This window comes from Methylomagnum sp., from assembly GCF_054333355.1.
Genome location: NZ_JBTEKS010000110.1, coordinates 1 through 12,017, shown reverse-complemented (window position 1 = coordinate 12,017; position 12,017 = coordinate 1). Strand labels below are relative to the sequence as shown.

The following is a 12,017-nucleotide window of genomic DNA, read 5'->3' as shown; positions in this document are numbered from 1 at the left end:
CTTCCACGCCAGCATCGCCCGCGCCACGCCCGAGGACGGTCACGGCCTGCCGGATCATCAGCGCCAAGCCGTCGAATTCAACTTCACCACCGTCCGGCCACATTTGGACGACCCCGCCGACCGCGCCCGGCTTGACGGCTTGTGCGCTTGGACGAACGCCGAATACGCCCGCCTTGAATCCCTTTTGCAGCGGCGCAAAAGCGGGGGATATATCCGTGAATGCCACGGCGACCTTCATCTTGGCAATATCGTTTTAACTGGCGGGCGTCCCACCCTATTCGACGGCATTGAGTTCAACGAGGATTTGCGTTGGATAGACATATTGAATGAGTTGGCTTTCCTGGTGATGGACTTGGAGGTTAATGGTGCCGTTGGCCTGGCTTGGCGATTACTTAACCATTACTTGGCAATGACTGGCGACTATGAAGGCATGGCGCTTTTCGATTATTACCGGCTATACCGGGCCATGGTACGGGCCAAAATCGCTTGGCTTTCTCGAATACAGATGGATGAAGCCAATCAAATGGTGGAGTTACTGGCCCGCTATCATGCTTATGTCGATTATGGCTTTAATCTCATCCAGCCTAAGAAACCCCGCCTGTTTATTGCCCATGGATTGTCCGGTAGCGGAAAGTCCCGTCTTTCGGCCCGGCTTGCCGAATATCTACCCGCCATTCACTTGCGCTCCGATGTGGAACGCAAGCGCCTAGCCGGATTCGCGGCGGGGGCACGCAGCCACTCGACGGAAGCCGACGGGATTTACGGCGCGGACATGACCGAAAAAACCTACCGCCGTCTCGTTGAACTCGCGGAGGCCCTCCTCAAGGCCGGATATTCGGTGATCGTGGACGCCACATTCATCAAGCGCGATCACCGTAACGAACAGCGGCGGCTGGCCGAACGGTGCGGGGCGGATTTCCTGATTCTTGATTGCCGTGCGTCGGACGATGTTTTGAGGCAACGGATTCTGGCCCGCGCCGCCGCCGGAAACGATCCCTCAGAGGCTGATTTGTCTGTGCTTGAGTATCAAACGGCACGGCGGGAACCGCTGGCCGAAAATGAATGGGATGGCGTACGGAAGGTTGATATGGATGGAGAGTTCGCGGTGGATGAGATTTGTCGTCAGGATTGGCGTGATTGATCGGATGATTGAATGTCCGACCTAAATTTGATCCATGCCGGGTTTCTTTAATCGGGAATTGGTTATTAATGAATAGTTTTGGAAATCTTTTTTAAAGCCTTTTATTTCAGCGTGGCGGGGCCACAATGATAGGCGGGAAGTATCCATGGATAGGCTGTCGGCAAGGCGAGTTGGGGCTGCGTCATTGCCAATCCTTGAAGTTCATCAAATTCGGCTTAAACCATGTGAAAGCTTGATTTGAATCAAATCGCGCCTAGCTGCTTTCGGTATTCTTACACCCAAGGTTGAAAACATTGTTTAACAGCGTTTTCAACGGGGTCCGCCGGGGGGCTGTTAGGGATCGGGCTGACCGAAGTGTGTTTTTAATCCTCTGGGATGGTGTTGCGGGCTGAGGCGTTGCCGAAGCCCGCTTTTTTTGCCCGTCGTTTTGGTCTCCGCCGCCGTCCTTCCTCGCCAGGAAATGCGCTGTTTTCCCTTCAAACTCAAAGACTCGCTTCGTTGAGGCGTATAGTCTTTTGTGTTCTAATTACTGACTGGTTTACGTAGTTTTAGGGCCGCGCTGAGTGAGCCTGTCGTTGCGCAATATTTACGAATTTTGTGCCGCGTTGGGAAAAATCACTGCGTTCCGTTGGTGTGCCCGGAACCATTCAAAATCTCTACATCCCCCCCGCCACGACCTTCGTTGAACCAACCCAATGGGCGTGCGAACAGGGGATGGTTTGGCCGTTATTTTGTGCGATCCATAGGCGTTACTTATGCTAATCAAAACAAAGAAGGGGTTGAATCTCCCCATTACGGGAGAGCCTGAGCAGGCCATTCACGGCGACGCCGGCGCTGTGAAATCGGTGGCCTTGCTCGGGCCGGATTATGTTGGCTTGAAGCCGACCCTGCGCGTCGCGGAAGGAGACCGGGTCAAACTGGGCGACGCGCTGTTTTCCGACAAGCAATACCCCAGTGTGATTTATACCTCCCCTGGCAGCGGTGTGGTCAAGGCCATCAACCGTGGCGCGAAGCGAGTCCTGCAATCGGTCATCGTCGAACTGGATGGCGACGACAGCGTTGAATTCGCTTCTTATGCCGAGTCCGAGCTAGCCAACCTGACCGTTGAGCAAGTCAAGGACAACCTGCTCGCCTCGGGATTGTGGACTTCCCTCCGCACTCGCCCTTACAGCAAGGTGCCCGATCCCGCCGCCACGCCCCGCTCCATCTTCGTCACCGCCATCGACACCAATCCGCTGGCGGCGAATCCCGAAGTCGTCATCGCGGAACGGGCGCAGGATTTCAAAAACGGCTTGACCATCATCGCCAAGCTGACCGAAGGCAAGGTCTATCTATGCAAAGCGCCGGGCCAGGCCTTCACCGCCGGCGATGTCAACAAGGTCCAAGTGGCCGAATTCGACGGACCCCACCCCGCCGGACTGGTCGGCACCCATATCCACCACCTCGACCCGGTCGGTCCCAGCAAGACCGTTTGGCACCTGGATTATCAGAGCGTCATCGCCATCGGTAGCCTGTTCACCACGGGCCGCTTGAATGTCGAGCGCGTGGTGTCCCTAGCGGGCACCTTGGCGGTGCGACCCCGCTTGGTGCGAACCCGCGTGGGTGCGTGCCTGAGCGACTTGGTCAGGGATGAGACCGCGGAAGGCATTCGCCGCCTGCGGACCGAGTTGTTCGGCGACGCCGGGTCGGCCAACGCCGCTGGCGACAAGGAGCTGCGGGTGATTTCCGGTTCGGTGCTGCACGGGCGCAAGGCCGAGGACTGGGCCGATTATCTCGGGCGCTACCACAATCAGGTCACTCTCATCGAAGAAGGCCGGGAGCGGGAATTCATGGGCTGGATCATCCCGTCCCGCGAGAAGTTCTCGTTCCTGAATGTGCTGCTGTCGAGCCTCCCGAAAGAGCGGGGCCGCAAGTTCGCATTCACCTCGACCAAGTATGGCAGCCCCCGCGCCATCGTGCCGGTGGGCGTGTACGAGGAGGTGGTGCCGATGGACATCCTGCCGACTCAGTTGCTGCGTTACCTGGTGGTGGGCGATACCGACATGGCCCAATCCCTGGGTGCCTTGGAACTGGACGAGGAGGATTTGGCGCTATGCACCTTCGTTGATCCGGGCAAGCACGACTTCGGTCCGGTGCTCAGACAGTCTCTCACCCAAATCGAGAAGGAAGGCTAATGTCCGCTACCAGACAATTCTTAGACAAGCTACACCCGCACTTCGCCAAGGGCGGGAAGTTCGAGAAGCTGTTCCCCGTCTACGAGATGGTGGATACCTTTCTCTATAGCCCCCCCGATGTCACCCACGGCTCGGCCCACGTCCGCGATGCGGTGGACTTGAAGCGCGTGATGACCTACGTGTGGATCGCCGCGCTGCCCTGCATGTTGATGGCGCTGTTCAACACGGGCTATCAGGCCAATGCGGCCATGCAGGCGCTCGGGCTGACTGAGGTTCCTAATTGGCGAGGCGTCATTCAGAACGTCTTCGGCTTCAACCCGAACAATCCCATTTCCGATCTGGTTCATGGCGCCCTGTATTTCCTGCCAGTCTATATCGTCACCCTGGTGGCGGGCGGCATCTGGGAGGTCTTGTTCGCCGTGGTCCGCAAGCATGACGTGAACGAAGGCTTCTTCGTCTCCTCCATCCTGTTCGCCCTGACCCTGCCGCCGGACATCCCCTTGTGGCAGGTGGCTCTGGGTATCTCCTTCGGTGTGGTCATCGGCAAGGAAATCTTCGGGGGCACCGGCAAGAACTTCCTGAACCCGGCATTGACTGGCCGTGCCTTCCTGTACTTCGCCTATCCGGCTTCCATGTCGGGTGACGCGGTGTGGACCGCCGTGGACGGCTTCAGCGGCGCGACCGCGCTGGGCCATGCGGCTTTGGGCGGTGTGGCGGCGATTCAAGCCGCTGGCATTTCCTGGTGGGGCACCTTCTTCGGTTTCGAGCAAGGCTCCATGGGTGAAACCTCCACCCTGGCCTGCATGATCGGCGCGGCGTTCCTGATCTACACCCGCATCGCCAACTGGCGGGTCATCGCGGGCGTGCTGGTTGGCATGATCGCCACTTCCACCCTATTCAACGTCATCGGCAGCGATTCCAACGCCATGTTCGCCATGCCTTGGTACTGGCATCTGACTTTGGGCGGCTTCGCCTTCGGTACGGTCTACATGGCCACCGATCCGGTCAGCGCGGCGCACACCAACACGGGCCGCTGGATCTTCGGTGCCTTGATCGGTTTCATGACCATCCTGATCCGCGTCGTGAACCCGGCCTTCCCCGAGGGCATCATGCTGGCGATTCTGTTCTCGAACATTTTCGCCCCGCTGATCGACTACGCCGTCATCAAAGCCAACATCAGCAGAAGGGTTAGACGTCATGCCTAATTCAGCCAATACCAGCACTCCAGCCGCCCCCGGTCTCAAGGACAAGGTGGCGAGCTATATCGAACTGGCCCAGCGCTACGCGCAGCCGATCCTCGACCTGCCCAACGACAGCTTCAAGAAGACCGTGATGGTGGCCCTGTGGCTGTGCCTCGCGGGCGCCGTCGTGGTGGCCGGTTCCGCCGTGGCCCTCAAGCCCTTGCAGGAAATCAACAAATCGCGGGACGAAAAGGTCAACATCCTGGAAGTCGCGGGCCTCTTGCAGCCGGGCACCGACGTGGACACGGTGTTCAACAACATCGAAACCAAGGTGGTCGATCTCGCCACCGGCGACTACATCGACTCGGTGGACGCCAAAACCTACGACCAATGGAAGGCCGCCAAGGATTTGGGGATGAGCGACGCCATTCCGCCGGAAAAGGATGTCGCCAGCATCAAGCGCAAGCCCAAGTACGCCAAGATTTATCTGGTGAAGGAAGGCGGCGCGCTTAAGTCCATCATCCTGCCGGTCAACGGCTACGGGTTGTGGTCCACCATGTTCGGCTTCATCGCGCTGGAAGCCGATGCTCAAACCGTGGTCGGCATGAACCTGTACGACCAAGCGGAAACCCCCGGACTCGGCGGCGAAGTGGTCAATCCGAAATGGAAAGCCTTGTGGAAAGGCAAGAAGGTCTACAACTTCACCGGCAAGGAAATCCACGAAAGCAACCTGACCGAAAAGGGTCAGGCTGTCGAAATCGGCGAAGTGGCCTTGGGTCTGGTGAAAGGCTCGGTGGAACCCGGCAAGCCCGGTTCGGAGTTCCAGGTGGACGCGCTGGCCGGTGCCACCCTCACCAGCCGGGGCGTGAGCAACCTAGTCCAATACTGGATGGGCCGGGAAGGCTACGGCATTTATCTCGCCAAGCTTAGAACCGCAAGAGGATAACCCCATGAGCATTAACGCAGAACACAAGAAAGTTCTTGTCGAACCGTTGGTGGACAACAACCCCATCACCTTGCAGGTGTTGGGCATTTGTTCCGCGCTGGCGGTCACGTCGCAATTGTCCACGGCGCTCATCATGAGCTTGGCGCTGACTGCGGTCACGGCCTGCTCCAGCGCCGGTATCGCCTTCATCCGCAACCACGTCCCGAGCAGCATCCGCATCATCGCGCAGATGGTCATCATCGCCTCGCTGGTGATCGTGGTGGATCAGCTCTTGAAAGCCTTCGCCTATGAAATCAGCAAGCAGCTTTCCGTCTTCGTCGGACTCATCATCACCAACTGCATCGTGATGGGCCGCGCCGAAGCCTATGCCATGAAGAACCCGCCCTGGGAAAGCTTCCTGGACGGCATCGGCAACGGCTTGGGCTACAGCCTGATTTTGGTCTCCGTCGCCGTGGTTCGCGAACTGTTCGGTTCCGGCAAGCTGCTGGGGATCGACGTGCTGATGCTGGCGAAAGATGGTGGCTGGTACGTCCCGAACGGCCTGCTGCTGCTGCCGCCGAGCGCGTTCTTCCTGATCGGCCTGATTATCTGGGCCGTGCGTGCTTGGAAGCCGAAGCAGGTCGAAAAGGCCGATTTCGCCATCCAACCCGCCCACGGCATCGTTCACGGGGAGGCCCACTAAGATGGAAGCCTATATCAATCTGTTCATCAAATCGGTGTTCATCGAGAACATGGCGCTGTCCTTCTTCCTGGGGATGTGCACGTTCATCGCTGTCTCCAAGAAGATCGAAACCGCCATCGGCCTCGGCATCGCCGTGGTCATCGTGCAAACCCTGACGGTCCCGGCCAATAACCTGATCTACGGTTATCTGCTGAAAGAGAACGCCCTGACCTGGGCCGGCATCGAAGGCGTCGACCTCAGCTTCATCGCCCTGATGGCCTGTATCGGCGTCATCGCGGCCATCGTGCAAATCCTTGAAATGGTGTTGGATAAGTTCTTCCCGGCGCTCTACAACGCGCTGGGTATCTTCCTGCCGCTCATCACCGTGAACTGCGCCATCCTGGCGGGTTCCTTGTTCATGATCGAGCGCGACTACAACTTCAAGGAAAGCGTGGTCTATGGCGTGGGTTCCGGCTTCGGCTGGGCGCTCGCTATCGTCCTGATGGCTGGCGTGCGCGAGAAGCTGAAATACAGCGACGTGCCGCCGGGTCTGCGTGGCCTGGGCGTCACCTTCATCACCGCCGGACTGATGGCCCTGGGCTTCATGGCCTTCTCGGGCATCCAGTTGTAAGGAAGGGCATAAACGATGTTGGAAATTATCTTAGGTGTATTGTTTTTCACGGCCATCGTGATCGCCCTAGTGTTCGTCATTCTGGGCGCCAAGTCGAAGCTGGTGGCCTCGGGCAACGTGGACGTCCTCATCAACGATGAGAAGACCATCCATGTGCCCATCGGCGCTAAGCTGTTGACCGGACTCGCCGACGCCAACCTGTTCGTCTCCTCCGCGTGCGGCGGCGGCGGCACTTGCGGTCAGTGCAAAGTGAAAGTGCATGAAGGCGGCGGTGATATCCTGCCGACCGAGCTGTCGCACATCACCAAGCGCGAAGCGAAGGACGGCGACCGGCTGGCTTGCCAAGTCACCGTCAAGCAGAACATGAAGATTCATGTGCATGATGAAGTGTTCGGCGTCAAGAAGTGGCAGACCACGGTGCGCTCGAACAACAACGTGGCGACCTTCATCAAGGAATTGGTGCTGGAACTGCCGAAGGGCGAGACCGTCGACTTCAAGGCCGGTGGCTATATCCAGATCGAATGTCCGCCCTATGAAGCCAACTTCCGCGATTTCGCCGTGGAAGAACGCTTCCACGAGGATTGGGACAAGTTCAACATTTGGCGCTACAAGGCCGTGGTCAAGGAACCGGCCATCCGCGCCTACTCCATGGCGAACTACCCGGAAGAGAGCGACATCATCATGCTCAACGTCCGTATCGCCACCCCGCCGCCGGGCCGCGATGAGATTCCGCCGGGCATCATGTCGTCCTACATCTTCAACCTGAAGCCGGGCGACCCGGTGACGATCTCGGGTCCGTTCGGCGAGTTCTTCGCCCGCGAGACCGACAAGGAAATGGTGTTCGTCGGTGGTGGCGCGGGTATGGCGCCGATGCGTTCGCACATCTTCGACCAGTTGCGCCGCATCAAGACCAACCGCAAGATCACCTTCTGGTACGGGGCGCGCAGCTTGCGGGAAATGTTCTACGTGGACGATTTCAACACCTTGCAGGCCGAGAACTCGAACTTCACCTGGCACATCGGCTTGTCCGAGCCGAAGCCGGAGGATAACTGGACGGGCTACAAGGGCTTCATCCACAACATCCTGTTTGAGAACTACCTCAAGAACCATCCGGCACCGGAAGACTGCGAGTTCTACATGTGCGGCCCGCCCATGATGAACGCGGCGGTCATCAAGATGTTGCTCGACATCGGCGTGGATCGCGAGAACATCATGCTGGACGATTTCGGCGGCTGATGTTTTGGTGGGTCGGGTTTAAACCCGACCTACCCAACTTAAAGAAGCGGCGGGTGTTTCGGCACCCTCCGCTTTTATTTTTTGCGGAAAGGAGTAAATTTCCTCCCCACCCACGCGGCTCGCGCTTCGGCGGGATTCGCGCCCTGAATACTACAGAGCATCAAGGAGGCCCAGCCATGACCCTTTTCCTAATTACCTTCGCCATCATCGCCGTCGTCATCACCCTGATGTCGGTGGGCGTCATCTTTGGCCGCGACGCCATCAAGGGCACCTGCGGCGGCGTCAACAATGGCGGCGAGTGCATCTGCACGCAAAAATGCGAGAAGCGCCGCAAGCTGGAAGCCATGGCGGCGCAAAACCAGTAAGGTTTGGTCCGAACCAGTCGCTTCCGTTAATGGGCGGCTTGGTTCGGAATAGTCAGCAATAACGACGAACAACAGGAGGACTTATGCTTGCCAATCTGACCGTGCGTGAGCACATGACCGCCAAGCCGGCGGTTTTTTCACCGGAGACGGATGTTTTCGCCGCCATCCGGGAGTTGATTAGCCACAAAATCACCGGCGCCCCGGTAGTGGACGCCAAGGGGAAACTGGTCGGACTGTTCTCCGAGGTGGAGTGCATGAAAATTACCCTCGCGGCGGCGTACCACGAGGAAATGCCCGGCAAAATCGCCGAATTCATGACCACCGACTTCCAGGCCGTGGACGGCGAGACCAGCATCGCCGAGGTGGCGGATATGTTCACCAAGACGGGTCTCCGCCAGTTCCCCGTGGTGGAAGAAGGCCACCTCGTTGGCGTCATCAGCCGGGTGGACATCCTCAAGGCGTTGCTGAAAGTCTGGTAAGTGTGCCGGGCTAAAGCCCGGCCTACGGCGCATTGTGTAGGTCGGACTTCAGTCCGACACCGCGCCTAACCCACCGAAAAACAAAGCCGTTCATGCCGGGATGTCGAAGGCTGAACGGCTTCGTTTTGAGCGGTCAACCGAAGGGCGATAACCCGCCCTGCACGCACGATGAACCACCCCCATGTCTAGCCAAGAGTCCTTCTACTGGTACGACTACGAAACCTTCGGGGCCGATCCGCGTCGGGACCGGCCCGCCCAATTCGCCGGGATTCGCACCGACGCCGACCTGAACCCCGTCGGCGAGCCGCTTTCCCTGTTTTGTAAGCCCGCCCCGGATTTCCTGCCCGTGCCAGAAGCCTGCCTCATCACCGGCATCACACCTCAACAAGCTTTGCGGGAAGGCGTCCCGGAAGCCCAGTTCATCGCCGCCATCCACGACGAATTCTCGGTGCCGGGCACCTGTGTGGCGGGCTATAACAGCGTGCGCTTCGACGACGAGGTCACACGCTATGCCTTATACCGGAACTTCTTCGACCCCTACGCCCGTGAGTGGCGCAACGGCAATTCCCGCTGGGACTTGATCGACCCATTGCGGCTGGCCCGCGCCTTGCGCCCGGACGGCATCGAATGGCCCAGGGACGACACCGGGCGGCTCAGCATGAGGCTGGAGCTGCTGACCGCCGCCAACGGCATTGACCACATCGGTGCCCACGACGCGGTGGCCGATGTCCGGGCCACCATCGCCATGGCCCGCTTGCTGCGGGATAAGCAGCCGAAGCTGTTCCGGTTCCTACTGGAAAATCGCGGCAAACGGCAGGCGGCGGACCTGCTCGGGCTGGGCACGATGCAGCCGGTGGTTCACGCCTCGGAAAAATTTTCCAGCGAGAAGCACAGCATCGCCGTCGTGGTGGCGCTGGCCTGGCATCCGCGCAATCCCAACGGCGTGGTGACGTATGATCTGTCCGACGATCCCACCGCCCTGCTCAGCCTCGACCCGGACACCCTGCGGGAGCGGGTGTTCACCCCGGTGGCGAAACTCCCGGCGGGCGCGGAGCGACTGAACCTCAAGACCGTGCATCTCAACAAATGCCCCGTCCTCGCCCCGATGACAGTCTTGCGGCCCCAAGATGTCGAACGACTTGGGCTGGACCTTGGACGCTGCGAAAAGCACCTCGACGCCTTGAAGCACGCGCCCGACCTCGCCAAAAAAATCCGCGCCATCCTGGACACCGCGCCACCCAGCGAGGGCGAACCCGACCCCGACACGATGCTCTACGACGGCGGTTTTTTCAGCGACCGGGACCGGACCTTGATGAACCGGCTACATACCCTGAGTCCTGCGGAGTTAAGCCAGGCAAGGCCACCGTTTGAAGACCCCCGCTTGCCGGAAATGCTGTTCCGCTACCGCGCCCGCAATTATCCCGAGACGCTGAGCGCCGACGAAATGGCACGCTGGGAGGCGTTCCGGCTCAGACGAATCAACGAGCCGGGCGGCGGCGGCAGCATCGTTCGCGCCGATTACGAAGCGACCTTGCGGGAATTGGAGGCGCGTCCGAATCCCACGAACCGGCAGCGGGAAATCGTTGCCAGCCTGTGGGAATATCTTCGGGAAATAGCCCCATAACGCCGAAAAAGGGTTTTGCCTTATACTTGCGCCCTTTGCGTGACCTAACTTTTGGGAGGAAATAATATGAGAAAACTGCTGATTACCGCCGCCGCTACGACCCTGCTTTGGGCCGGTCTGGCCGATGCCCACGGCCCCACCCGCGAAAAAGTCAGCGAGTCGGTCGAAATTAGCGCGGCACCGGAAGCCGTGTGGGCGCTGGTGGGTAACTACGCCCATCCTGAAAAGTGGATGCCCGTCGTGGAAAGCACCACCACCCAAGGCGGCACCGAGAAAGGCGCCATCCGTGACCTGAAACTAAAGGGCGGCGGCACCCTCAAGGAAGAGTTGAAGAATTTGGACGCCGAAAAGAAGGTGCTCCAGTACAAGGTCGAAGACCCCACCGACCCGGCGGTGTTCCCGGTCAACAATTACTCCTCCACCATCAAGGTTGAACCTGCCGGGGCGGGCACCAAGGTGGAATGGAACGCCGCGTTCTACCGCTGGTTCCTGAACAACAACCCGCCGGAAGGCCAGAACGAGGCCGCCGCCAAGGCCGCCGTGGAAAAGGTCGTCAAGGACTCGCTGGCGAACCTCAAGGCGGTCGCCGAAAAGCACTGACCGATCATCATGTTTCGCCTCGATATACGCGGATTGAAACGGGAAGCGGTGGCCTCGGCCACCGTTTTCTTTTTATTGGGCAGCGGCTCGGCCAACGCGGAGCCGTTCGCCTTCATCACCAACCAGCGGGACAACAACGTCTCGGTCATCGACACGGCGAGCGGCGCGGTGGTCAAAACCCTCCCGGTCGGCACCGAACCCGCCGGCGTCGCGGCCAGCCGGGATGGCTCGAAAGTCGTGGTCACCAACCCCGGCAGCAAGGACGTTACCCTTTTGGACGGCCACCGCCTGGCAACCATCGCCACCGTGCCGGTGGGACAAGGCCCGCTCGGCCTCGCCATCGACGCCCACGGCGCACGGGCCTACATCGCCGACTTCTACGGCCATTACATTTCGGTGTTCGATCTGGCGGAAAAGCGGGTGGTCAAGCGGATTCCGGTGGGGCATTACCCGGCGGGCGTCATCCTCAGCCCGGACGGGGCCAAGCTGTACGTCGCCAACCGCGAGGACAACACGGTGTCGGCCATCGACGGCGAGACGCTGGAAGTCGAGAAAACCGTGCCGGTGGGCCGACATCCCTTCGGCCTGGCGCTGGACGCGCAGGCCAAGCGGCTCTACACGGCCAATGTGGAAAGCAACGACGTGTCCGTGGTGGAGACCGACACCTTGCACTTCGTGAAGAACATCAAGGTGGGCGAGCGGCCCTACGCCCTGGCGCCCGCCCTGAACGGCACGAAGCTGTTCGTCACCAATCAGTACGACAACACGCTTTCCGTGATCGACACCGGCACGCTGGAAACCATCGGCACGGTCCAGGTCGGCGAATACCCGGAAGGCATCGCCAGCCACCCGGACGACCGGCACGTCTACGTCGCCAACTGGTTCAACAACACGGTGTCGGTGGTCAACGCCGAAACCTTGAAGGTGGAGAAGACCATCGTCACGGGCGATGGCAGCCGGGCGTTTGGGGAATTTATCC

12 protein-coding genes are annotated in these 12,017 nt (G+C 59.7%); all 12 read left to right on the top strand.

The window, feature by feature from the left end:
• Positions 1–1,141 (top strand): AAA family ATPase (locus tag ACXWUF_RS10510; RefSeq protein WP_458494628.1); only part of this gene is annotated, 1,141 nt, incomplete at its 5' end.
• Positions 1,142–1,896: 755 nt separating this feature from the next.
• Complete coding sequence (nqrA, locus tag ACXWUF_RS10505; RefSeq protein ID WP_458494627.1) at positions 1,897–3,315, top strand: NADH:ubiquinone reductase (Na(+)-transporting) subunit A; 1,419 nt, start codon at positions 1,897–1,899, stop codon at positions 3,313–3,315.
• The gene (locus ACXWUF_RS10500) at positions 3,315–4,520 is read left to right on the top strand and encodes an NADH:ubiquinone reductase (Na(+)-transporting) subunit B (protein WP_458494626.1); all 1,206 of its coding nucleotides are present in this window, start codon (positions 3,315–3,317) and stop codon (positions 4,518–4,520) included. Before nqrA ends, ACXWUF_RS10500 begins: the two co-directional genes overlap by 1 nt.
• Positions 4,513–5,442 (top strand): Na(+)-translocating NADH-quinone reductase subunit C, encoded by a 930-nt coding sequence (locus ACXWUF_RS10495; RefSeq protein WP_458494625.1) that lies wholly within the window; start codon positions 4,513–4,515, stop codon positions 5,440–5,442. Before ACXWUF_RS10500 ends, ACXWUF_RS10495 begins: the two co-directional genes overlap by 8 nt.
• A gap of 4 nt (positions 5,443–5,446) precedes the next feature.
• Complete coding sequence (locus ACXWUF_RS10490) at positions 5,447–6,124, top strand: NADH:ubiquinone reductase (Na(+)-transporting) subunit D (RefSeq protein WP_458494624.1); 678 nt, start codon at positions 5,447–5,449, stop codon at positions 6,122–6,124.
• Position 6,125: 1 nt separating this feature from the next.
• Positions 6,126–6,734, top strand: coding sequence for an NADH:ubiquinone reductase (Na(+)-transporting) subunit E (gene nqrE, locus ACXWUF_RS10485; RefSeq protein WP_458494623.1), 609 nt, complete (start codon positions 6,126–6,128; stop codon positions 6,732–6,734).
• A 15-nt stretch (positions 6,735–6,749) separates the two neighbouring features.
• Positions 6,750–7,970, top strand: coding sequence for an NADH:ubiquinone reductase (Na(+)-transporting) subunit F (gene nqrF / locus ACXWUF_RS10480; protein ID WP_458494622.1), 1,221 nt, complete (start codon positions 6,750–6,752; stop codon positions 7,968–7,970).
• A gap of 176 nt (positions 7,971–8,146) precedes the next feature.
• Positions 8,147–8,335, top strand: a complete 189-nt coding sequence (nqrM, locus tag ACXWUF_RS10475) for a (Na+)-NQR maturation NqrM (RefSeq protein WP_458494621.1) — start codon at positions 8,147–8,149, stop codon at positions 8,333–8,335.
• 83 nt (positions 8,336–8,418) lie between these two features.
• The gene (locus ACXWUF_RS10470) at positions 8,419–8,814 is read left to right on the top strand and encodes a CBS domain-containing protein (RefSeq protein WP_458494620.1); all 396 of its coding nucleotides are present in this window, start codon (positions 8,419–8,421) and stop codon (positions 8,812–8,814) included.
• A gap of 181 nt (positions 8,815–8,995) precedes the next feature.
• Positions 8,996–10,438 (top strand): exodeoxyribonuclease I, encoded by a 1,443-nt coding sequence (gene sbcB, locus ACXWUF_RS10465; RefSeq protein WP_458494619.1) that lies wholly within the window; start codon positions 8,996–8,998, stop codon positions 10,436–10,438.
• A 66-nt stretch (positions 10,439–10,504) separates the two neighbouring features.
• Positions 10,505–11,038 carry an SRPBCC family protein gene (locus ACXWUF_RS10460; protein WP_458494618.1) on the top strand — a complete coding sequence of 178 codons (534 nt, stop codon included), beginning with the start codon at positions 10,505–10,507 and terminating at the stop codon, positions 11,036–11,038.
• 9 nt (positions 11,039–11,047) lie between these two features.
• Positions 11,048–12,017: beta-propeller fold lactonase family protein (locus tag ACXWUF_RS10455; protein WP_458494617.1), on the top strand; the 970-nt coding region annotated here is incomplete at its 3' end.

What these genes read in the sequence shown, in the direction of transcription:
- nqrA (WP_458494627.1), top strand. Translation starts at nt 1,897, where the DNA reads ATGCTAATCAAAACAAAGAAGGGGTTGAATCTCCCCATTACGGGAGAG.
- nqrF (WP_458494622.1), top strand. Translation starts at nt 6,750, where the DNA reads ATGTTGGAAATTATCTTAGGTGTATTGTTTTTCACGGCCATCGTGATC.
- ACXWUF_RS10500 (WP_458494626.1), top strand. Translation starts at nt 3,315, where the DNA reads ATGTCCGCTACCAGACAATTCTTAGACAAGCTACACCCGCACTTCGCC.
- ACXWUF_RS10495 (WP_458494625.1), top strand. Translation starts at nt 4,513, where the DNA reads ATGCCTAATTCAGCCAATACCAGCACTCCAGCCGCCCCCGGTCTCAAG.
- nqrE (WP_458494623.1), top strand. Translation starts at nt 6,126, where the DNA reads ATGGAAGCCTATATCAATCTGTTCATCAAATCGGTGTTCATCGAGAAC.
- sbcB (WP_458494619.1), top strand. Translation starts at nt 8,996, where the DNA reads ATGTCTAGCCAAGAGTCCTTCTACTGGTACGACTACGAAACCTTCGGG.
- nqrM (WP_458494621.1), top strand. Translation starts at nt 8,147, where the DNA reads ATGACCCTTTTCCTAATTACCTTCGCCATCATCGCCGTCGTCATCACC.
- ACXWUF_RS10460 (WP_458494618.1), top strand. Translation starts at nt 10,505, where the DNA reads ATGAGAAAACTGCTGATTACCGCCGCCGCTACGACCCTGCTTTGGGCC.
- ACXWUF_RS10470 (WP_458494620.1), top strand. Translation starts at nt 8,419, where the DNA reads ATGCTTGCCAATCTGACCGTGCGTGAGCACATGACCGCCAAGCCGGCG.
- ACXWUF_RS10490 (WP_458494624.1), top strand. Translation starts at nt 5,447, where the DNA reads ATGAGCATTAACGCAGAACACAAGAAAGTTCTTGTCGAACCGTTGGTG.